We start from the raw sequence: 21,235 nt of genomic DNA, 5'->3' as shown, positions 1-21,235 counted from the left end.
CCTTGTCAAAAATTATCTAGCCAAGCCATCTAACCAGAATTTTATATAGTTAATTTGATCACTAGTCATTAACGAAGGTACATGACCAGCATAATCAACAACAAAAAGTTCCAGCTCTTTATTTTTTTTCATTTGCTCAATAGTAGATTGTTGTAAAATATCAGACTTAGCTCCATGGATAACCAATAATTTACAAATAATTTTATTCCATATAGCCCACATATCAACATTTTTTTGCTTACTCGTATTAGCACTCATACCATGTACTATGTTAGGATCATAATTCATTTTATATTTTCCATCTTGAGTCTTTATAAAACTATATTTGGTAAGATAATCCCAATCTTCCTCACTACTAATACCAAATTGGCTATATATTAGCTTTAAATGTTGCTTGGCACTAGCTAAATCAACAAATAAGGGTACTTGACCTGCATATAGACCAATTTTAACTAAAGGGGATGACGGAATAAAAGGACCTATATCATTGACAATCATGGCTTTGATAAGTTTGTTATATCGACTAGCTAGAACCATACCAATTATTCCGCCCATGGAACTACCAAGCCAAATACAGTTCTTAATACCTAACTTCCTTAGAAACAGTACTGTATCTTTTATATATACTGGATAGTTATAATGCTCTTTCTTTTTAAAAACATCACTATTTCCACGCCCTGGATAATCTATAGCAATTACTCGAAATTTATCACTTAATGCCATAGCAATTTTATCAAAATCATGAGCATTTCTAGTCAAGCCATGGGCACAGACTATGACATTTTTATTATTAGGGTTGCCAAATTCAAGATAAGCCAGCTTATGAGATGGGATATATTGTGAGCCAAACCAATTAATATACGGTCCAACTTGGATGAATTTTTGTATCATCTATTCTAATTAATTCAAATCGCTTAAAAATATACTTACCATAAATGGTATATATATTACACTAAAAATTAGGGAAAGGAATACTGTAGTAGCAACTTTTTCTGGATGGAATTTTTGTAGACTTGCTATAACAATCAGATTGGCTGCCATAGGGGCAGTGGCAAGAAGCCTAAAAGCATTGTAATAATTCTCATCATACCATCCTAAAACAAATTTATCTAAAAGGATAAATAAGTTAATTCCTATTGGATAAAATAGAAATTTTGCCATAAAAGTGGCAACAGTAAACTTTATGTCTATTTCAAATTTTTGCAAAGTTGAAAGAGCTAAACCAACCATAACCATACCAAGTATAGAAAATGACCCTCGCATATTATATATAAAATCATCTAAAAAATCAGGTAAAGTAAAGCCAGCGAAACTAAATAAACAACCAAGTAAAAAACCATTTAAAATTGGTAGCTTTACAACTTTCAAGATACTTTCACTACTATTGGCAAAACTTCTGGCACAAATATAAAATCCCACCGAGCATTCAAAAATATTTACACCTATAACTGCCATCATATAGATACTTAAAACATAATCATCAAAGAGAGCAGCAGCTATTGGTAACATAAAATAACCACCATTAGCGGTACCGGCAGATAATGCTATAATGTTTCGTGTATGATCAGACCAATATCGTCCAAAAAAATAGTAGGAAAATATTGATAAGGAAGTAGCAATAAAAAAAATAACTACAGTAACGCTTAATGATGATAAAGTTAAAGTAGTACTGGCAGGAATAGCAAAAAAAACAATAGGAGATATAAAATAGAATAACAACGAAGCTATACTATCTCTTTCAACTTTAGAATATCTTCCTGCTAGGAAACCAATTACTACACTCAGTAAGACAGAAATGGTTTTAAAAAAAACTATACTAAACATTGCCATGCAATAAAGCCAGAATATATAAGATTTCTGTTTTAGTCAACCTTTGAGAAAATAGCAATTTTATTTTACAATTAATATAAATAAAGTGTCTTTATTCACCTAATTCTTGTATTGCAAGACACAGATCTGCTAATTGAGTTCTATATTTTTGCTTACTAAGGTAGCGACCATTTAGTTTAAGATTTTCAAAATCTTTGTTACTGGTAGGTAAATGTTGACAAATCTTTACTAATTCCTCATCACTAATAAAATGTCTCCTTGGTAAATCTATGGTACTTGCTTGTTCTTCCCGATAAGCTGCCATAATTTTCATTTTATTAATAAAAAACTCTGAATGATTATGGAATCTGACTTTTTGCCAAGCCTTTTTTGTATCAACAATATAATTTTCAATATTAAGCAAAGATTTTATTTGCTCGTCATATTCATTTTGCAGATTATTATCTTGGATTATTGATTGTAATATTTTGTAAATCGGTTCTAAATATTCAACATCTTTAATAGCATAATCTAGCAGATTAGCACTAATGGGACGTTTTAACCAATCAGATCTTTGGTAAGTTTTATCAATATGAACGAAGCAAATTTTACTGCATATATCCGAATAACTTAAATGTTTACCAAAATCACAAATACCAGCAGCAATTTGTATGTCAAAAACATTTCTTGGCAATTTCTTAAATAAATGATAAAATATCTCAAAATCCTCTCTAGGAGCGTGAAATATTTTAAGAATTTTCTCGTTCAAAAATATTTCGTTAAGAGGCGAAAGATCCAAATCACATAAAGTGTCAATTATCACTTTGTGACTACTAGTCATGATTTGTATTATGCTAAGCTGAGCAAAATAAGTATTCTTACGCAAAAATTCAGTATCAACACTTATAGTCTTACAATCCAATAACTGCCGACAAAATTCGTTTAATATTTTTTGATTATCAATAATCAGCATTTTTGAAGTATTAGTAATTAAATTGCTCTTGATCTAAAGGATTTACGTAATTTAGTGTTTTTCCATGCTTATTCGTGGTTATACTCAAAGAATAGCTTAACAGCTTTGCAGCACTTTGTCAAATGATGGAATCATTAAGCAGCATATATATTGACTATAGCAACAACAAAATTGAATTTTCCTGTATCAAGACTAATAAAATTATTATATAATAGCATATATCTCTCGACATATTTAATGTTTACGATTGTAAGTGGGCGTGCAAAAGCATCCCAATCAACTATAAAAAGGTCTCGGGGGTTTGAAGAGTACCAAGATCCATTCGGTCTTAAAACCAATTGCTATAGTCAATTGATGGGAAGTTGGTGACATCGTCGCTCAATGCTCGCCTATTACTTATAGGCGTCGCTCCATCGTTCCTAGCACCAAACTCCCCTGAATTTACTATACAAGGTTGCTCACGCTCGCAAAGCAATAGTCATTATTATGGCTATTGCTGAACGCCCCATTAAAAGCAGTATAAATCATTATTTACATTGACTTTAATATCTATTATATCATACTTTTAACTTACAACTGCTTCGTTGCTAATAGCGAGGCTATAAAAATTTCATATAGAGTGTACACAATAATGACAAAACTAACTTTTAGAGACGTTCCATCTACAATGGATGATTATGATGTTTTTTTATTTGATCTTTGGGGAGTGGTAGTAGAAGGCAATAAGATTTACCCTGGGGTAGTTGACAATATTAACAAAATAATTAAACAGCAAAAGAAGGTTTTTTTTGTTACTAATGCTCCACGCAGCAGAGCTTTCTTATTTAACAAGATTAATAAGATTTGGGGTATTAACACAACGGAAAAAATGGTTTTTAGCTCTGGTGAAGTAGCCATCAATATGATACTAGAAAGTGATAAAAGATTTGGTATCAAAACCCCTGTGGTTTATCATCTTGGTCAAGATGACAATGATTTGCTGAATGAATTGCAGACACCTATTACTACAAACATAGATGAAGCTAATATCTTTTTGTTAACGCTCCATCGCGATGCAGGAAAAAATTTAAATTTAGATGAGTTTGATGATTTATTTAAAACTGTAGTAAAAAGAAACATAATTACTATATGTGCTAACCCAGATCTTGGAATTATGCAACAGGGTGTACAAAGATATTGTTCTGGATATTTTGCTGAAAAAATAAAGCAATTTGGTGGAAAGGTAATTTACAGCGGTAAGCCACATCTAGAAATATATCATACCGTATTAAACCAACTACCCGGTGTCCCATTGAACCGGATTCTGATGATAGGCGATACTTTCTTTACTGATATTTTAGGAGCGAATAACCTGGGAATTGACTCTGCTTTAGTATTAACAGGTAATACGACAAAGTTTCACAACCAACATCCTACTATTGAAAAAAAACTACAGCATCTGCAAATTGCCGCAACTGAGCAGGGAGTAATACCAAATTTTGTGATTAAATTGACTACAAACTAATGCCATTGCGAGAAGGAGAAGCCGACAATGCAATCCATTTTTCTGCCACCCATGCGTAACAGGGGTCTAGATTCCACACCGAAGCGAGAATGACAATAGTGGAACTATAATGAATATTATAACAAGAGAATTATCTATTCAATCCAATTATTACAAAGAAATTTTGTCAATAATTAGACTAGGTGGTGGAGTGGCAAGGGTTGTCGGGGGAGCTGTTCGTGATGCTATCCTTAATGTTGTCAATTATGATATTGATATAGCAACCAATTTATTACCGCAGCAAGTAACAGATATTTTATCAGCAGCCAACATTAAGGTTATCCCAACTGGCATAAAATACGGTACAGTTACAGCTTTATTAAATAATGAAACATTTGAGATTACTACACTTAGAAAAGACATGAAATGTGATGGTCGGCACACGGAAGTTGTTTTTACTGACGATTTTATGGAGGATGCTGCTAGAAGAGATTTTACTATTAATGCACTAAGTTATTGTCCATTTGAGCATAAAATTTATGATTATTTTGGTGGAATAGATGATTTACAACAATCAAAAGTAATATTTATCGGACAAGCATTTGCACGAATTCAGGAAGATTTTTTACGTATCTTACGTTTTTTTCGTTTTTCCTGCTATTATGCAAGACAATTAGACCTTAATGGGTTAGATGCTTGTATTAAATTGCGAGAAAATCTTAAATTATTATCAAAAGAACGGGTAAAATGGGAGATGGACAAATTGATTATCTCAGATAATAGTCCAAATATTTTGCAGCAAATGTTTGATAATGGCATATTGCAAATAATATTACCAGTTAGTAAGTTTGATAAAAAACCTTTGATGGAAGCAATTAATTGCGATTCCTTAGAGCCTTACGCTAGATATTCACTTTTATTCTACCACATAAAGAACTTATCACTAAGTGATTTATTAAATTTAAAATTTTCTCGGCAACAAGCAAACAAAATCATTACTATATATAGGTTTATAAATCAAGAAATCAACGAATTTACATTACGAGAAATTTGGTGGGAAACTGCAGATTATCCTGCTAATTATCTACAATGTATAAATATCTTGCTATCATTAAGCAAATTAAACAGAGCTACAGCAAATAAATTTCTAGATACATATAAATCCAAACCACGACCAATATTTCCAGTAAATGGGCATGATTTACAGAAAATAAATATTCATGGTAAAGATATTGGCACAGTGATAGGTAAATTAAAAAAATCCTGGATAGAAAGTGATTTTACGCTTAATAAGCATCAATTACTTGAATTATACTCAAATGATTTGAAGAATTAGAATAATTATCATACAATAAATTCTTAAGGCACTAAATTAGGAAAATGCTATGAATCAAAATCAACAAGTGAAAGTAATAGGTAACAACGGTCAACTATCGCTTGGCAAAGTATTTGCAGGACAAATGGTATTAATCGAACAATTAGATAATGGTACATGGATCATTAAGACAGGAGAATTTATTCCAACCTCAGAAAAGTGGTTATATCAAGGAAATACCTTGACTAAAATAGATAAAGCATTATCGTGGGCAGAAAGAAATCAACCAAAAGATAACTTGGAAGAAATTGTTGAGAAGATTGAACATGTCTAAAATAAAAACTTCAAAAGAATTAAGCTATTAGATACAGAGTTAATATGACTATACTTAGTAACTTAGAAAAACCTCGTTGGTTATATCGTTTTGATAATTTTAAACGTGCTTTTGCTTTATTACGTGAGGCTATATATATAATGCGAGAACGTAAGGTAAGCCAGTTAGAACAAGAAGGAATTATTCAACGTTTCGAATATACATGGGAATTGACATGGAAAGTGCTTAAAGATTATCTGGAATATAAAGGTGTTGTACTGGAAACCGTTACCCCAGCTGCTGTAATTAAAGCATCAATAGCTGCTAACTTAATCAACAATGGTGAAATATGGATGGATGCTCTAGATTCTCGTAATAAAATGTCACATACTTATGACTTCAAAAAATTTGAGAAGATTATTATAGATATTGAAAAAAATTATTATCCTGAATTAGAGAGCATGAATCTAAAAATGTTGGAACTTGCAGCAGAATATAGAAGGTAAAGATGTCTAACCATGGATTAAGTGCAAAACAATTAAATACACTGCGTAGTATTTTGTTGCCCTTCTCAGAGAAAATCGATCGTGTTGGTTTATTTGGTTCACGTGCTACTGGTCTTTACCGTCCTAACTCCGATATTGACTTAGTAATTTATGGCTCACTTGATGAGAAGACTATGGATCGTATATTTACGCTACTTAATGACAGTAATTTACCAATCAAAATAGACTTACAAGTTTATGATTTGATCACCTGTTCTCCTCTTAAGGATAATATTGATAATAATATGTTGTTGTTATTTACACATGATCATTTTATAGTCAATTCAGGAGAATTTGGGGCTAGGAACGATGGAACGACGCCTATAAGTAATAGGCGAGCATTGAGCGACAAACGTTCCCAACTTCTCATCAATTGACTATACAGATAAAAATCAGTGTTTATAGTAGTAAACTAAAGTCTGTTAGTGAACAAATTATTTATTCATCATAAAAAATTAAAAAAAAATGAAAATTAATATTAGTGCTAGCATTTTTATTGCTATAATTATCATATTATTTAATTATGGAGCTTTTGCCAGTAGAAGTAAGGTGAAAATTGTTACTAGTATCACCCCACTAGCAAGCATTATAGCGATGTTAGTGAAAGACCAGGCAGAAATTGTTGCTATTGCCAATAACAATGATTGTCCGCATCATTATAATTTAAGACCTAGTGATCTTAAAAAAGTTAAAAATGCAGATATTGTATTTTATATAGATGAGCAATTTGATGGCTTTGCTGGCAAATTAATGAATGGTCATAGTAAAAATGTCATTAAAATTAGTAATTTTAATGGGTTAAGAGTTATTAGTAATAATTCTTATGATAATTGGCATATTTGGCTTGATTTAGACAATGTAAAACTATTATTAGAACAATTATTTCAGGTATTATCTCAACGATTTCCTGAGATTAGTTCAGCTATTTACCAAAATCTTGAAGAAGCAAAAAAACAAATAGAGGAGCTTACGAAAATCAAACATCAAAGATTAACGTCTTTAACAGACGTTATCTTACTTAGTGACAGTCTAGAATATTTTTTTAATAATAGCCAAAAAAATGTTGCAAGATTATATAGCTCTGATCAGAAAAGCCTGAGATATATCAGTAATCTTGAGCATTTATTAAGCATGTCCAATAGTAAATGTTTATTACTAAGTACAGAGCAAGATGTTGCTCTTTATAAAAATTTTAAAGTAGAAGTAGTGGAGGTTGAAAGTGAGAATTGGCAAGCGACTAATATCAATAGTGATTTATTTTATAATCAATATTTAAAAATAATTAATCAAGTGTCTAAATGCTTAAACAACAATTCTAATCATTCGTCACTGTGAGGAGGTGTAAGCCTTCGAAGCAATCTATTCTAATCGTTTTTTTGGGATTGCTTCAATAGACCTTATATCACATTTTCAAGATATAAGGTCTATTGCCACTAAAGTGGCTCTGAGCCATGACAGCTGTGAATTTAACGTAACGTTAGGAAACTGTCGGATTAGCTATATTACGCCGTTGAACGATCCTTATAAAAATACAGAGCTATTAAACTTAAAATAGCACAAGCAATTATGTAATAAATAGACGAAGTAATTGTACCAGTTTCCTGTACAAGATATGCTATCACTAAAGGCGTTGTACCACCAAAAATACTAGTTGCTATATTATAAGATAATGATAAAGCCGTATTTCTGACATTGGTTGGATAAAATTCAGCTTGCAGTGCAGGTTCAGGACCAATATAACAGGCAGCTAAAATTGATAATACTATTTGAGATATAATTATAACACAAAAATCGCCAGTTTCAATTGCCTGTATCAAAAATGGGATAACTAAAATAATTACCAATAAATTGAACACAAAAATTTTCTTGCGACCAATTATGTCCGACAAATAGCCAGAACATAAAGTAACAATTGCCATGATTATATAACAATAATTAGCTAAGTTATTAACTTCATCATTAGTAAAATTACGATTTATCTTCAAAAATGACATGAGATAAGTAGCTTGTAAATAAAATAGTACTGAGCCTGTGGAATTGATAAAGATGGATATTATCATATCAAACCAATAGACAGAGACAACTTTTTTTAGAGGAGACTTTAATATTCCACCATCTTCCTTCATACTTTGAAAACTAGGAGTTTCACTTGTATATTTCTTGATATAAAGTCCAGCAAATAAAATAAAAATTCCTAATAAAAATGGTATTCTCCACCCCCAATCATCAAATTGCTCTGCTGATAAAAAGCTTTGTATGCATTGTGAAATTCCTGAACCAAACAATAAACCAATACAAATACTGGACATTGATACGCTACTACTAAACCCACGATAGGCTACACCTGCATGTTCAATAACAAATGAAATTGAGCCAGTAAGTGCCCCGCCCATTGATAAACCTTGCAACATTCGAACTAAAATCATCAATATAGTTGCGGTAATACCTATCTCGTCATAAGTTGGTAACATACCAATTAAAGCTGTTGGCAAAGACATACAAAATATAGATGCACTTAAAGCAGTTCTTCTACCAAACCGATCTCCAATCACTCCAAAAAACACCCCACCTATTGGCCTCATTAGATAACCAAGAGCAAATGCCTCAAAAGCATGTAGTAAAGACGAGCTAGGGTTTGATCCAGGGAAGAATTTTGCCCCTATTATAGGGGCAAAAAGACTAAATAGAGCGTAATCATACCATTCAAATGCATTTGCTATACCGCTTGCAAAAACTAATTTACGTTTATTCATGCGATATTTTATCATCTTGGGTTATATTATCTTTCTCAGAATATATTATAAATAATGTTGCAGGAATTACTATCAATGCTCCATATAAAGTACTACTTTCAGGAATTTCATTAAAAACAAGATATCCGGCTAATGCTGAAATGATTAACTCTAAATATCTATAAGGGGCGATGGCAGTAGCATCAACTAGAGCAAAAGCCTTTAATAGAAAGAATAAAATCAAACTACCTCCTGCTCCTAGGACAAATAGCAAAATAAATTCTGAAACATTAGGGGTTTTCCAATACATTATTGATGGTGGTATTGATACTAAAGAGGTTACTAGAGCAGAATAAAATAACATGCTAATCATTGATTCTTTTACTACAAATTTCTTGTTGATAATATCTAACATGGCAAAAGATATAGCAGCTAATACAAAAATCAATATTTGTGGATTAAAATCACTAGCATGCGGTTTCAGAGTAACAACAATGCCAATAAAGCCGAATAAAGTTGCTGCCCATCTTTGCCAAATAATATTTTCATTTAAGAAGAATACTGCCAAAACCAAGGTAAACAAAGGTATAGCCAGGCTAACAATTGTAGCAGTAGTAACTGGTGCAAGCTGTAAACCATAAGTCCAAGATGTCATACCAAAAAATAACAAAACTCCTCTTGCAATATGGACAAAAGGACGATCAGTAATTAGAGTTTGTTTCCCGTAATAAAAAATAAACGGTACAAGAATTAATGCACTAAAGAGAAAGCGAAAAAAAGCTACCTCAAAGCTATGTAACCTGAATCCAAGATATTTTGCCGTTATATCATTAGTTACACTAGTAAGCATACTTAATACAAACCAACCAATACCAATAAAATAAGTGTTTAATTTATTATTCATATAGACCTAAAATTTTTTAGTTTATTTGTTTTTTATACTTAGTGTTTCTTATATTTAGTGTTATAGTATCATCATTGTTAGACAATTTTAAAAAATCTTATTATCATTTGATTTTCAGATAAGAAGAATATATATAGTACAGCAATATATTTAAAGCAAGAGAAGGTTTAGTAGTTATGATAAAAGTTGCAAGAAAATTAGGGATATTTCTGTTGGTAAGTTGTGCTAGTATTTCTAGCTTTGCTAATAATGATTCAGCTGATAATGATTATGGTGCTGACTATAATGCTAATTATTATGAGAATGATGGTGGTTTAGTATTTAGGATGAGAGCAATTGGTATAAAATCTAGTGCAAAGCAAACAGATTTTCCTAAGGCTACTGTCAAAGACCCAGTATCGATTGGTACCTTTGCCGAAAATGGTTATGGTATAGAGGCTTCCACCTCAGTATTTTTTGCTAATTATGTTGCCGCAGAGTTATCTTTAGGTTTCGATGTATTACGTAATAAAAATAGCAATTTAAAGAATGTGGCTTATAATTATGGCACCAATCCAGAAGAAGTTGCCAAAAGAAGAGCTCTTTATATGATTCCATTAACTGTTACAGGACAATACCATATAGCTCCTTTTGGTGCTATCAGACCTTATATTGGTGTTGGTTACCATGGAGCTTATTTTGTTAATAGCTCTAAAGGGTGTACGGTCAGAAATGGTCATGGTGCTGTGTTACAGCTTGGAGTCGATTTATATGCTAAGGATGATACATTTGTTAACTTAGATGTAAAAAAGTATTTTCTTAATACCACGGTTGAGTATAAATCTCCTTTAGTAAGAAAAGCTATCTCCTCTAAGGTAAAGTTTAATCCGTTAATGATTGCCATAGGCGTTGGTTTTAGGTTTTAGGTATAGTCAATTGATGGGAAGTTGGTGACGTCGTCACTCGCCTATTACTTATAGGCGTCGCTCCATCGTTCCTAGCACCAAATCCCCCTGAATTGACTATATCAGGGCGATTTAAAAGTCTATTGTTGACTTATCAGCTAGAAGAGATTATATTTTTTAGAAAATCACATATTAATATTATATTAGTTTACTATGAGTTCACAACAAAAATTACCTATACTGCCTAGAGCAACTGCTATTTGGTTAATTGATAATACTGCATTAACATTTAAGCAGATAGCTGATTTTTGTGGAATTCATGAGTTTGAAATTAAAGGCATTGCTGATGGCGAAGTATCTCACGGTATTAAGGGGTTAGACCCAATCGCTGGCGGACAATTAACCAAAGAAGAAATCATACGTTGTACAAAAGATTCAACTAGTAGTTTAAGGATTTCTGTTAATGCTGCATATGATTTGATAAATACTAAGAAAAAACAACAATCTAAGTACACTCCTATTGCTAGACGTCAAGATAAACCAGATGCGATATATTGGATACTTAAAAATTGTCCAGAAATTTTAGATAATCAAATTGTTAAGTTAGTTGGTACTACCAAATCTACCATAGATGCTATTCGTGATCGTAGTCACTGGAACATGAAGAATATTCGCCCACGTGATCCAGTATTACTTGGAATTTGTAGCCAAGTGGAATTAGACAAGAATATTGAGCAAGCAAAATTTTTACCCCAACAAGAAGAAAAAACCTCTAAAGAATAGGATTATAGTCAAATTGCGAGGAGGCACTTTAGTGGCTGAAGCAATTATAAGTCGTCTATTAGCGAGCCACCGTAGGTGACGTGGCAATCCATTTTTAATCACTTTTCTGGATTGCTTCGTCGACCTTAAGGTCTCCTCGCAATGACGGTTTTTCAATTATTATTTTCTTAAACTAACGCCTATAGTCAATTCAGGGGAATTGGGTAGCAGGAACGATGGAGCGACGCCTATAAGTAATAGGTGAGCATTGAGCGACGACGTCACCAACTTCTCATCAATTGACTATATGTGCAATAATGCTGCAGAACCTTTTGTGCATCGCCTAACATAAATAGAGAGCAAATAAATAGTGAATGAATACGGTAATATAATCAACGGTAAATATTTTGCAGAACAAATATTATCTAAACTAAAGATAGAAATCAATTTACTCAAGAAACAACATAATTTGATACCAACTCTTGCTATTATATTAGTGGGCGATAATCCAGCTAGTAGTATATATGTAAGAAATAAGCTCAAAGCAGCAACAAAAATTGGTATGAATGCTTTGCAAATAAATTTGCCGAATGAAGTTCAAATTGACCATCTACTGAATGAAATCAATATACTTAATAATAATTCAAATATCTCTGGAATTATCGTACAACTCCCCTTACCTAAGCATATCAATAAAAATTTAATCTTATCTGCTATTGATCCTAGCAAAGATGTTGATGGTTTTCACCCCATAAATGTTGGTTATCTACATATAGTCAATTCAGGAGAATTTGGGGCTAGGAACGATGGAGCGACGCCTATAAGTAATAGGCGAGCATTGAGCGACAACGTCCCCAACTTCTCATCAATTGACTATAGTAACTTAGGTAACAGCTTTATACCTTGCACAGCTCTTGGCTGCATTGAGTTACTTAAACAAGTTGAGAAAAATTTAGCTGGCAAGAATGTTGTAGTTATAGGACGTTCTAATATTGTCGGAAAACCATTATCAGCTTTATTACTTAGAGAAGATTGCACTGTTACTTTATGTCACTCAAAAACTCAAAACTTACATTCTATAACTTCCCGTGCCGACATAGTAATATCAGCTATCGGCTCACCTTTAACATTAACAGAAGAATACTTTAACCGACAATCTATAGTGATTGACGTTGGTATTAGTAAACTTGCCAATAGTGACAAAATGGTTGGAGACGTTGATTTTCCAAATGTTGTAGATAAAGTACGATATATATCACCAGTTCCAGGCGGCGTTGGACCAATGACCGTTGCTTTCTTGCTGAAGAATACCCTCAAAGCAGCAAAACAAAATAACCACATATATCCATAATAAACTAACGTCATTGCGAGGAGACCGTAAGGTCAACGAAGCAATCCATTTTTAATCACTTTCCTGGATTGCTTCGTCGGTCTGGCAACCTCCTCGCAATGACATCTTATACTTTAACCTTTTTTCCGTGAACACTCACATTCAATCTACAACTGTAGTACTAGACCCCGTACCAAAGCAGGGGTGACAGGCTCACATACATTCGCTCACAATGACGAGTTTAATTGACTATACAATCAGGTTAGTTATCAGACTAACGTTCAACCGTATTTTTTGATAGTCCTGATTTAGTTCTATGCCGCTCTTCTTCTATTTTTTTTACAAAATTGCTAGTTGTGAGAGAGGCTTGTTTTTTAGTTTTTTGATTAACTTGTTTAGCATCCAATACAATAGGATTACTATCTACATGCTCTGATAAACCGTATTGTCCGACATTTTTACCAGTTAATACGTAAGTTATATAATCTACCATGTGTTTTACAAAATTTTTAATCCCACCGATAGAATGAGCTTCTAACTGAAACCATGTCTTACCATCTTTTGTTTTGCCAACTAAAAATTCTCTAAATATTTCGCCAGCTTGAATTGACGCATCGGACTCAGCCTTATTGCCCCTATGGTGAGAAGAAAAACGTTCTTTAACCAGCCCTAGATCTTTTAATTTATCATACATACTCCCATTATCTTCAACTATTATATGGGCACCTTGTAGAAAATCACTCGAATGCGGTAATACAACTTTTGCCATTATGTCTATTATTACAGCAGCTTTCTGCAAAGTATCTTTTGGGTTGACAGAGCTTTTAGGGGTGTTGAGTATATTTTGTATAAGAGCTTTTTTAGTATCAGGCGGGTCTATGGGCAGTGATTCAACACGCTCAACCAAATGATCCCTTATACTCTCTACCTTTAACTCTGAATAATCAGTAGTAATATCTTTCATTTTTCCACTCCATTATATTTTAGAGCTAACATCATTGTGAGGATACTTGTATAGTGAATTAACGCCGAATAAGCACCCATCATGCTGTCATTGCGAGGAAACATAGCCCGAAGCAATCCATTTTAATCGTTTTTTTAGATTGCTTCGTCGCCACTAAAGTGGCTCCTCGCAATGACGCTGATGCTAAATCGGATTTATAACGTGCCAATTCAAGTTAATTCACTTTAGCAACAAAACAATCCAAGAAAATGATTATTTTGGATTGCCTTGCTTAAAATTTATAGTCATATCGTATGCCTAAATTAGTCAACCCTGCATTAGGCCCTACAATATCAGCATTAGAAATATGGTCAAGAATTAGTGAAATTGCATGTATTTCATTAAGCTTTACCCCTAAACTAAGACTTTCTCTAAATAACAGCCTTGATCCTAATGGACGTTTTTTCAAGGCTCGTTGTTTTGGTGATTTTTTCAATTCCCCATTATGAAACGCCCCTCCAAGGCTTAGCTCACAAAATATAAATTCTGTCATATCAAAATGCCAAGTAAGCCCACTATAAAAACTACTTGTATATCTACCAGTGCTAATATCCGCTCCTATATGAGGATAACCACCCCAAAATTTATATTTTTCACTAAATAAATACTCGAGATTAATGGCAATGCCTTTTTCATAGCGAAAATTTACGTCCTGCTTTAGCACCCCTATTCTTATTTCAGCAGCCAGAACTCTTTGTCCAATTAAACAAAAAGAAATACTAAACAAAATTAATAATATTAAACGATTCATATACCCCGCAAATTTGAAAAAAGATTACCTTGATAATAAGCATATCTAGTGTTCAGATACGTCACCCAACAACTTAGCCAATTCGTTTATCTCTAGACTATCAGAATTATTAGAAAGATCAACAAATGAACGATGCGGAAGATTATCTAAAACACCATTAATCGCATCATTAAGATCGTATATCCCATAAAGAACATTGGAGAAATTATTAACTAATTTTCTTATAATAGGATCAGTATCAAAACCAAGGACGTGTAACACTGCAGCAGCAAAATTATCTTCTGAAGCATTTGCTGAAGTATCTCCTTCATCAATACCATTTCTAGCAATAATATATTTATTACCGTTTTCTTCTCGGTTTTCGTTTAAGAATTGCTTGAATAAATTTGTATTAGTCCAATTAGCTTTAAATTTATCAAATTTTTTATCTGCAAAAAACTCTACTACAAGTTCATTTTTTGCTAACTCCTTAAAAGAATATTTTCGCCCAACTTCTGGGTTGAGCTCTTTTTTAAGATCTTGGTCGTTAACAGTGAATAAATGAAAATCTTCTATTCCCAAGCCTTCATATTCAAGCAAGTCCTTTGCAGTATGCCCATATTCATCTTTAGCAGTAATATATGCCCCATTATTTACTAACTCTTCAATTAACTTTTTATTTGAAGAATCAGTCGGGTTTACTGCATAATGTAAAACCGCTAAATGTAGCGGTGAAAAATTAGCATAACCACAAGAAACGTTAACTTTAGCCTGCAATTTTACTAATTCACTAGCGACAGAGAGAAGCCCCACTTTAATGGCTAAAGTTAAGGGAGTGTTATCATAATCTATGCTGTAGTTATTATAAGCTTCCGGAGTACCATTACCATAACGAAAATTAATAAATTCAGCAAACTCTTCTTTTTGTAATTTGTCTTGAGCGTCCTTTAATATAATACCAGTCAACTGCCTTGCAATCTCTTTATTACCTTCTTCTAAAGAGCTTGCCGCAGCAGCTATTGTTAATAAAAGTAGATTATTCCCCTTAGGATTATCCCAAGAAGTGTCCTGATCCTCCGTACCAAAGAAACACTTATAAGAGGCTCCTGTAGTATCCTTTTGTAACAGCAGCTTCAGTTCTTCAATTGACCCTCTTTTACCAATTTTATAAATAGTTGTTCTTATGTCTTCAATTAATTGAAAATTTGGATCATTTTTTGTAAGTTCATTCATATAGTTACCGAATTAATGTGATTTGTTATGCGTTATTGAGTAAACCAGACACCACAACCTATAGTTATTATTTAAAACCTAAGTTCCATGAAAGTTATCGCATAATACACATTTATAGCAAATTGTCAAATAAAAAAAACAAACGAGCTGATTTCAGGGCAATTTAAAAATCATAAGGGAAATAGCTTAAAAGTTTAAGATGTCATTGCGAGGAGTTAGTTCACAATCATTAGTACTGTCACCCCTGCGTAAGCAGGGGTCTAGATTCCCGCCTACGCGGGAATGACAGGGTAAAGAAATCACCAACTTCTCATCAATTGACTATTTAGTAATAATTACTAAATACATCCTTAAATCTATAAGTAAGAAATTAACTGATCTAAATATGAAAACAATTTAATATTAATTTTGCACAAGTTGTGTACTTTTATAATCTATCTTACTTTATATGAAAATACTTGTATTTAGTAATTTATTTTACTATAATAAAATATTATATAAATTAACTATTTAGGTATTATCCAAATGTATATTAATACGTTTACTATTAGTTCTAAGGGGCAGATTGTCTTACCAAAGAAAGTTAGAGATATTTTAAAATCTAACATTGTTACCTTAGAGGTTAATGATAATAATCAATTAATATTATCCCCTGTCTGTGACCTTGGGGGAGCTCTTTCTATTTATCGGAAAGATTCAGAGCCTTCATTTGATGAAATCAGACAACAAGCATGGCTTGATAATACCTATTCTAAAGAAGCTAATAAGGTAGTGAAGTGAAATATATTTGTGATAGCAACTTTATCCTTCGTTATCTTATTGCCGATAATCCAGAAATGTTTAGTAAAACCAAAGAAATATTTGAACAAGCTAAAACCGGTCATATTACTCTTATAATTGAACAAACAGTATTTACGGAAGTAATATTTGTCTTATCTTCTTTCTATAAAGTTCCCAGGGATAAAATAACTTTAACCTTATCTGAGATGCTAACTTATAAAGGAATTCAAAGTGATAAGAACTATTTTTTATTAGCTTTAGATTATTATTTAAAATATAATTTGCATATAGTTGATTGTATTCTTCTAGCTAAAGCAGTTACTACAGATTTACCCATTCTTTCTTTTGATCAAAAATTACTCAATTTAGCAAATAAACAATTAAAAAAAGAATAATATTATGGTGGTTATTTATTTTATTGGTTTCCTAGTACTACAGTTGTAGTTTAGATGTGAGCATTCACGATTTTTTTGCTATTTTTTTGTGATGAATAAAAAAACCTGATCACCAAGCGTCATTGCGAGGAGACCGTAAGGTCAACGAAGCAATCCATTTTTGGTTACTTTTATGGATTGCTTCGTCGACCTACGGTCTTCCTCGCAATGACGGATATAGCCAATTCAAGAGAATTGGGTAGCAGGAGTGATGGAGTGTGACGACGCCACCAACTTCTCATCAATTGACTATAGACGTTGACCACATACGACTTTTAATTACCCAGCCTAAATTTACTGAATAAATTTAAATTAGTCTATTTTGAATCTATCCAAGATATATTGCCATCTCGACGGTAATAAACTATATTAATACGATTAGTATTACTATTTTGAAACATTAAAGCAGGCAGGTTTTCAAGATCCATTTTCATAACGGCTTCACTTACTGATAAAATTAATATTTCTACAGATTTTTCTGCGATAATTACAGGATTATCAGAGGCTGGTACATTATCTTCGTCTTCATGTTCATGGGGCGTGATAATATACTTGACTGCTTTAGGTGCCGCTTCGGATATTTTAATTCTATCATGACGATCTTTGAGTTTAGATTTGTACTTTCTAAGCTGCTTTTCAAGTCGAGAAAGAGCAGCATCAAATGCTGAATATATGTCATCTGAAGCAGCATTACCTTTCAATATTATATGTCTGCCGGTACCATCATTCACTACAATATCGCAAACCAGTTGAAATCCTTGTTTAGAGAAATGTACGTTTGCATTAATTATAGTAGAAAAGTACTTTGCTGCTACTTGCGTAGTACGGCTTTTTACATAATCTTGCAAAGAATTGCCAATAGAAATATGTTGACCTGATACTGATACTTGCATAAAACCCCCTTTAAATTTATAGCTAACTAGTAGTATTTATTCATCATAAACCGCCATCATTGCCAAGAAAACCAAAATTCTTAACAACTAAGTGCATTATACTACCATATTTGATATAATCTATCTCATTTTCTGTAAAAACTTGTAATATTACTTCAAAAGTTTCAACTATACCATTTTTTCTACTTATAATACAACGAAGTTGTGCATAAGGCTCTACTTTATTACTTAAGCCGGTAATTGCAATATATTCAGAACCATCAAGTTTTAAATCACTTACCGTAGTAGAAGTGAGTACAAGCGGTAACACACCCATACCAACTAAATTTGACCGATGAATTCTTTCAAAACTTTCAGCAATTACCGCTTTTACTCCTAGTAAACTAGTACCTTTTGCTGCCCAATCTCTCGACGAACCAGAGCCATATTCTTTACCTGCAAAAATTACTAAAGGGATAGAATGAGCCTTATAATCCTGAGAAGCGTCATAAATACTCATTTGTTGACCATTCCGTTGATTGATCGTTATCCCCCCATCAATTCCAGGACACATAGCATTTTTAATTCTATTATTGGCAAAAGTCCCACGCATCATTACTTGATGATTGCCACGCCGTGATCCATAAGAGTTAAAATCTGCTGGTAAAATACCCTGCTCGGTTAAATATTTAGCAGCAGGGCTTGTTTTACTAATATTTCCGGCTGGCGATATATGATCAGTAGTAATAGAATTGCCAAAGATGGCTAATATCCTAGCAGATTCTATATCCTCCAATTCACTCGATATATGCTCGATACCTTCAAAATAAGGTGGATTATTGATATAAGTGCTATTTTTATTCCAATTATAAGTATCACTTTTAGTTACCTTAATATTTTGCCATTCCTTATCACCTAAGAATATATCACTATATTTCTCCTTAAACATTTTACAGTCAATAGATTCCTCAATTATTTTCTGTATCGAATGTTGAGTAGGCCAAATATCCTTAAGATAAACATCCTTACCATCACAACTTTTTCCTATCACATCCGTCTCAAGATTAATGTTGATAGTACCGGTGATAGCATAAGCAATAACTAGCGGCGGAGAGGCAAGATAACTAGCTATGGTTAGAGGATGTACCCTACCCTCAAAATTTCTGTTACCAGATAATACCGAAGCAACAACCAGATTGTTTTTGGTAATAGTCTCTTCTATTTCCGGCAACAGTGACCCAGAATTACCGATACATGTAGTACAACCATAGCCAACAAGATTAAAACCTAAATCATTGAGATATTGATCAAGCCCACTTTTCTTCAGATATTCTGTCACTATTTTTGAACCAGGAGCCAATGAGGTCTTAACCCATGGCTTTTTCACTAATCCAAGTTCTACTGCTTTTTTAGCCAGCAAGCCAGCAGCAACCATTACATTAGGATTGGAAGTATTGGTACAGCTAGTAATTGCCGCTATTACGACATCACCATGACTAATTGCATATTCATCAGTCACAGGGTATTTTTTATCAATATTAACATCACCTTTGGTTAAAGAAGCTAGTTCACTGTTAAAATTACTAGCGGCATTTCTTAGGTTAACTCGATCTTGCGGACGTCTTGGTCCTGCTAAAGAAGCTTCGATAGTAGATAAATCCAACTCTAATGTCTCAGTATATTCTGGAATAATTGTCGATTCGTACCATAATGACTGTAGCTTAGCATATTGCTCTACTAATTTTATGCGATTTGGCTCTCTAGCCGTCAAGTTAAGATATTTGATAGTCTCATTGTCAATTGGAAAGAAGCCACAAGTAGCACCATATTCAGGAGCCATATTTGAAATAGTTGCCCTATCTGCCAATGTTAAAAAGTCCAATCCATCTCCATAAAATTCGACAAATTTGCCAACGACATTTTTCTTCCTTAACATTTGGGTAATGGTTAGCACCAAATCTGTAGCGGTAATCATCCCATTTAAAGAGCCAGTCAATTTAAAGCCAATTACCTCAGGTATAATCATTGATAGAGGCTGACCAAGCATTGCCGCCTCAGCTTCAATCCCCCCTACTCCCCAACCAAGAACTGCCAGACCATTAATCATCGTAGTATGACTATCTGTACCAACCAATGTATCCGGATAAGCAAAAGTTCCCCCTTCTTGTTGTTTAGTCCACACAACATTAGCTAAATATTCCAAATTAACCTGATGACAAATACCTGTTCCCGGGGGTACTACTTTAAAATTATCAAATACTTCCTGCCCCCATTTTAAAAACTCATAACGCTCTATATTCCGAGCTACTTCCATTGTAACATTTTTATCAAAAGCTTCACTTGTTCCATAATAATCGACTTGTACCGAATGATCTATTACCAGATCAACAGGTATCAAAGGATTAATCTTTAATGGATTCTTCCCTAGTTTTTTCATAGCATCACGCATAGCAGCTAAATCAACAATAGCCGGAACACCAGTAAAATCCTGCATCAGTACCCTAGCTGGCATAAATGGTATCTCAGCCTCGGATTTCCTTGCTTTAAGCCATTCTTTAAATAGCAACAACTTCTCTTGGCTACCAGTTAGACGCAGAACATTTTCAAATAATATCCTTAAACTATAAGGTAAACGCTTTAACTCAAGCCCAATATCACTTGCCGCCTTATTTATATCAAAAATTTTATAAACATCCTCTCCAACAGATATTTCTTTAAGATAATCATAATTCATACTAACCACTCCAAATTTGTTTTATAGCTAACTCGACTAGTATTATGCTGTCATTGCGAGCGAACGTATGTGAGCGTGGCAATCCATTTCTAATCACTTTCCTGGATTGCTTCGTTGCCACTAAAGTGGCTCCTCGCAATGACTAAGTAATACTATTCGGGATAGCTATAACCATTAACTTTCATTTTGAGTATACACTAAAAATACCTAACACTAAGCTTTTCATGCAATTTAATTTGAAAAATATTTATATTTTATATCATCCCTGCGTAGAATGCTATACCACAACTGTTGAAAGTTAGAAGGTAGAACGGGTTTTAGATCACTTTTTCGTCATTGCGAGCCACCGTAGGTGGCGTGGCAATCCATTTTTGGTTACTTTTATGGATTGCTTCGTCG

21 protein-coding genes and 2 pseudogenes are annotated in these 21,235 nt (G+C 33.1%); 12 read left to right on the top strand and 11 right to left on the bottom strand.

Annotated elements, in window-relative coordinates:
• Positions 1–12: 12 nt before the first annotated feature.
• The 4 genes from ACQH1V_RS06000 to ACQH1V_RS05985 form a co-directional block, all read right to left on the bottom strand.
• Entirely contained in the window at positions 13–891 is an 879-nt protein-coding gene (locus tag ACQH1V_RS06000; RefSeq protein ID WP_425360173.1) for an alpha/beta fold hydrolase, read from the bottom strand.
• Between the two features lie 9 nt (positions 892–900).
• Positions 901–1,830 (bottom strand): AEC family transporter, encoded by a 930-nt coding sequence (locus ACQH1V_RS05995; RefSeq protein ID WP_094649051.1) that lies wholly within the window; start codon positions 1,828–1,830, stop codon positions 901–903.
• A gap of 91 nt (positions 1,831–1,921) precedes the next feature.
• The gene (locus tag ACQH1V_RS05990) at positions 1,922–2,782 is read right to left on the bottom strand and encodes a ribonuclease D (RefSeq protein ID WP_425360172.1); all 861 of its coding nucleotides are present in this window, start codon (positions 2,780–2,782) and stop codon (positions 1,922–1,924) included.
• 328 nt (positions 2,783–3,110) lie between these two features.
• A complete protein-coding gene (locus ACQH1V_RS05985) occupies positions 3,111–3,257 on the bottom strand; it encodes a palindromic element RPE2 domain-containing protein (RefSeq protein ID WP_094649049.1) in 147 nt (48 codons plus the stop codon).
• Between the two features lie 156 nt (positions 3,258–3,413).
• Here ACQH1V_RS05985 and ACQH1V_RS05980 point away from each other — a divergent pair, with 156 nt between their 5' ends.
• The 6 genes from ACQH1V_RS05980 (at position 3,414) to ACQH1V_RS05955 (ending at position 7,773) form a co-directional block, all read left to right on the top strand.
• A complete protein-coding gene (locus ACQH1V_RS05980; RefSeq protein ID WP_094649048.1) occupies positions 3,414–4,286 on the top strand; it encodes a TIGR01459 family HAD-type hydrolase in 873 nt (290 codons plus the stop codon).
• A 109-nt stretch (positions 4,287–4,395) separates the two neighbouring features.
• Positions 4,396–5,601, top strand: a complete 1,206-nt coding sequence (locus ACQH1V_RS05975; RefSeq protein ID WP_425360171.1) for a CCA tRNA nucleotidyltransferase — start codon at positions 4,396–4,398, stop codon at positions 5,599–5,601.
• A 49-nt stretch (positions 5,602–5,650) separates the two neighbouring features.
• Positions 5,651–5,914 carry a hypothetical protein gene (locus ACQH1V_RS05970; RefSeq protein ID WP_425360170.1) on the top strand — a complete coding sequence of 88 codons (264 nt, stop codon included), beginning with the start codon at positions 5,651–5,653 and terminating at the stop codon, positions 5,912–5,914.
• 44 nt (positions 5,915–5,958) lie between these two features.
• A complete protein-coding gene (locus ACQH1V_RS05965; RefSeq protein ID WP_094649046.1) occupies positions 5,959–6,399 on the top strand; it encodes a nucleotidyltransferase substrate binding protein in 441 nt (146 codons plus the stop codon).
• A gap of 2 nt (positions 6,400–6,401) precedes the next feature.
• Positions 6,402–6,815, top strand: coding sequence for a nucleotidyltransferase domain-containing protein (locus ACQH1V_RS05960; protein WP_425360169.1), 414 nt, complete (start codon positions 6,402–6,404; stop codon positions 6,813–6,815).
• An 88-nt stretch (positions 6,816–6,903) separates the two neighbouring features.
• Positions 6,904–7,773, top strand: a complete 870-nt coding sequence (locus ACQH1V_RS05955; RefSeq protein ID WP_425360168.1) for a metal ABC transporter substrate-binding protein — start codon at positions 6,904–6,906, stop codon at positions 7,771–7,773.
• A gap of 167 nt (positions 7,774–7,940) precedes the next feature.
• Here the strand turns inward: ACQH1V_RS05955 and ACQH1V_RS05950 are convergent, their stop codons facing one another.
• Both ACQH1V_RS05950 and ACQH1V_RS05945 read right to left on the bottom strand, forming a co-directional pair.
• On the bottom strand, positions 7,941–9,191 hold the full coding sequence (locus tag ACQH1V_RS05950) for an MFS transporter (protein WP_425360892.1): 1,251 nt from the start codon (positions 9,189–9,191) through the stop codon (positions 7,941–7,943).
• Positions 9,184–10,074: a DMT family transporter gene (locus tag ACQH1V_RS05945; RefSeq protein ID WP_094649043.1), complete on the bottom strand. Its 891-nt coding sequence runs from the start codon at positions 10,072–10,074 to the stop codon at positions 9,184–9,186. Before ACQH1V_RS05945 ends, ACQH1V_RS05950 begins: the two co-directional genes overlap by 8 nt.
• 176 nt (positions 10,075–10,250) lie before the next feature.
• Here ACQH1V_RS05945 and ACQH1V_RS05940 point away from each other — a divergent pair, with 176 nt between their 5' ends.
• The 4 genes and pseudogenes from ACQH1V_RS05940 to ACQH1V_RS05925 form a co-directional block, all read left to right on the top strand.
• Positions 10,251–10,979 (top strand): OmpW family outer membrane protein, encoded by a 729-nt coding sequence (locus ACQH1V_RS05940; RefSeq protein WP_425360167.1) that lies wholly within the window; start codon positions 10,251–10,253, stop codon positions 10,977–10,979.
• A gap of 192 nt (positions 10,980–11,171) precedes the next feature.
• Positions 11,172–11,741: a cell cycle transcriptional regulator TrcR gene (locus tag ACQH1V_RS05935; RefSeq protein ID WP_094649041.1), complete on the top strand. Its 570-nt coding sequence runs from the start codon at positions 11,172–11,174 to the stop codon at positions 11,739–11,741.
• 349 nt (positions 11,742–12,090) lie between these two features.
• A pseudogene (locus tag ACQH1V_RS05930) lies at positions 12,091–12,492 on the top strand (tetrahydrofolate dehydrogenase/cyclohydrolase catalytic domain-containing protein); the annotation flags it as partial.
• Positions 12,493–12,597: 105 nt separating this feature from the next.
• Positions 12,598–13,071, top strand: a pseudogene (locus ACQH1V_RS05925) (bifunctional methylenetetrahydrofolate dehydrogenase/methenyltetrahydrofolate cyclohydrolase); the annotation flags it as partial.
• Between the two features lie 253 nt (positions 13,072–13,324).
• Here the strand turns inward: ACQH1V_RS05925 and ACQH1V_RS05920 are convergent.
• From ACQH1V_RS05920 to ACQH1V_RS05910, 3 genes are all read right to left on the bottom strand, one after another.
• Entirely contained in the window at positions 13,325–14,014 is a 690-nt protein-coding gene (locus ACQH1V_RS05920) for a hypothetical protein (RefSeq protein ID WP_425360166.1), read from the bottom strand.
• A gap of 271 nt (positions 14,015–14,285) precedes the next feature.
• Positions 14,286–14,804 (bottom strand): acyloxyacyl hydrolase, encoded by a 519-nt coding sequence (locus tag ACQH1V_RS05915; protein ID WP_250310975.1) that lies wholly within the window; start codon positions 14,802–14,804, stop codon positions 14,286–14,288.
• Between the two features lie 45 nt (positions 14,805–14,849).
• Positions 14,850–16,016: a hypothetical protein gene (locus tag ACQH1V_RS05910; RefSeq protein WP_425360165.1), complete on the bottom strand. Its 1,167-nt coding sequence runs from the start codon at positions 16,014–16,016 to the stop codon at positions 14,850–14,852.
• A 525-nt stretch (positions 16,017–16,541) separates the two neighbouring features.
• Here ACQH1V_RS05910 and ACQH1V_RS05905 point away from each other — a divergent pair.
• A complete protein-coding gene (locus tag ACQH1V_RS05905; RefSeq protein WP_094649821.1) occupies positions 16,542–16,796 on the top strand; it encodes an AbrB/MazE/SpoVT family DNA-binding domain-containing protein in 255 nt (84 codons plus the stop codon).
• Positions 16,793–17,191, top strand: a complete 399-nt coding sequence (locus ACQH1V_RS05900; RefSeq protein WP_094649822.1) for a PIN domain-containing protein — start codon at positions 16,793–16,795, stop codon at positions 17,189–17,191. Before ACQH1V_RS05905 ends, ACQH1V_RS05900 begins: the two co-directional genes overlap by 4 nt.
• Positions 17,192–17,547: 356 nt before the next feature.
• Here the strand turns inward: ACQH1V_RS05900 and hpf are convergent, their stop codons facing one another.
• Entirely contained in the window at positions 17,548–18,123 is a 576-nt protein-coding gene (gene hpf, locus ACQH1V_RS05895) for a ribosome hibernation-promoting factor, HPF/YfiA family (protein ID WP_341749030.1), read from the bottom strand.
• Positions 18,124–18,166: 43 nt separating this feature from the next.
• Positions 18,167–20,836, bottom strand: coding sequence for an aconitate hydratase AcnA (acnA, locus tag ACQH1V_RS05890; RefSeq protein ID WP_425360164.1), 2,670 nt, complete (start codon positions 20,834–20,836; stop codon positions 18,167–18,169).
• Positions 20,837–21,235 lie beyond the last annotated feature (399 nt).

Source organism: Candidatus Tisiphia endosymbiont of Ceraclea dissimilis (genome assembly GCF_964030735.1).
In the GTDB taxonomy this organism is placed as follows: Bacteria; Pseudomonadota; Alphaproteobacteria; order Rickettsiales; family Rickettsiaceae; genus Tisiphia.
Note: the sequence above shows the minus strand (reverse complement) of the source record. Positions and strands in the feature narration are given on the sequence as shown.

Bases quoted from the DNA above. Each gene is read 5' to 3' on its own strand.
- ACQH1V_RS06000 (WP_425360173.1), bottom strand. From the start codon at position 891: ATGATACAAAAATTCATCCAAGTTGGACCGTATATTAATTGGTTTGGC.
- ACQH1V_RS05995 (WP_094649051.1), bottom strand. From the start codon at position 1,830: ATGGCAATGTTTAGTATAGTTTTTTTTAAAACCATTTCTGTCTTACTG.
- ACQH1V_RS05990 (WP_425360172.1), bottom strand. From the start codon at position 2,782: ATGCTGATTATTGATAATCAAAAAATATTAAACGAATTTTGTCGGCAG.
- ACQH1V_RS05980 (WP_094649048.1), top strand. From the start codon at position 3,414: ATGACAAAACTAACTTTTAGAGACGTTCCATCTACAATGGATGATTAT.
- ACQH1V_RS05975 (WP_425360171.1), top strand. From the start codon at position 4,396: ATGAATATTATAACAAGAGAATTATCTATTCAATCCAATTATTACAAA.
- ACQH1V_RS05970 (WP_425360170.1), top strand. From the start codon at position 5,651: ATGAATCAAAATCAACAAGTGAAAGTAATAGGTAACAACGGTCAACTA.
- ACQH1V_RS05965 (WP_094649046.1), top strand. From the start codon at position 5,959: ATGACTATACTTAGTAACTTAGAAAAACCTCGTTGGTTATATCGTTTT.
- ACQH1V_RS05960 (WP_425360169.1), top strand. From the start codon at position 6,402: ATGTCTAACCATGGATTAAGTGCAAAACAATTAAATACACTGCGTAGT.
- ACQH1V_RS05955 (WP_425360168.1), top strand. From the start codon at position 6,904: ATGAAAATTAATATTAGTGCTAGCATTTTTATTGCTATAATTATCATA.
- ACQH1V_RS05950 (WP_425360892.1), bottom strand. From the start codon at position 9,191: ATGAATAAACGTAAATTAGTTTTTGCAAGCGGTATAGCAAATGCATTT.
- ACQH1V_RS05945 (WP_094649043.1), bottom strand. From the start codon at position 10,074: ATGAATAATAAATTAAACACTTATTTTATTGGTATTGGTTGGTTTGTA.
- ACQH1V_RS05940 (WP_425360167.1), top strand. From the start codon at position 10,251: ATGATAAAAGTTGCAAGAAAATTAGGGATATTTCTGTTGGTAAGTTGT.
- ACQH1V_RS05935 (WP_094649041.1), top strand. From the start codon at position 11,172: ATGAGTTCACAACAAAAATTACCTATACTGCCTAGAGCAACTGCTATT.
- ACQH1V_RS05920 (WP_425360166.1), bottom strand. From the start codon at position 14,014: ATGAAAGATATTACTACTGATTATTCAGAGTTAAAGGTAGAGAGTATA.
- ACQH1V_RS05915 (WP_250310975.1), bottom strand. From the start codon at position 14,804: ATGAATCGTTTAATATTATTAATTTTGTTTAGTATTTCTTTTTGTTTA.
- ACQH1V_RS05910 (WP_425360165.1), bottom strand. From the start codon at position 16,016: ATGAATGAACTTACAAAAAATGATCCAAATTTTCAATTAATTGAAGAC.
- ACQH1V_RS05905 (WP_094649821.1), top strand. From the start codon at position 16,542: ATGTATATTAATACGTTTACTATTAGTTCTAAGGGGCAGATTGTCTTA.
- hpf (WP_341749030.1), bottom strand. From the start codon at position 18,123: ATGCAAGTATCAGTATCAGGTCAACATATTTCTATTGGCAATTCTTTG.
- acnA (WP_425360164.1), bottom strand. From the start codon at position 20,836: ATGAATTATGATTATCTTAAAGAAATATCTGTTGGAGAGGATGTTTAT.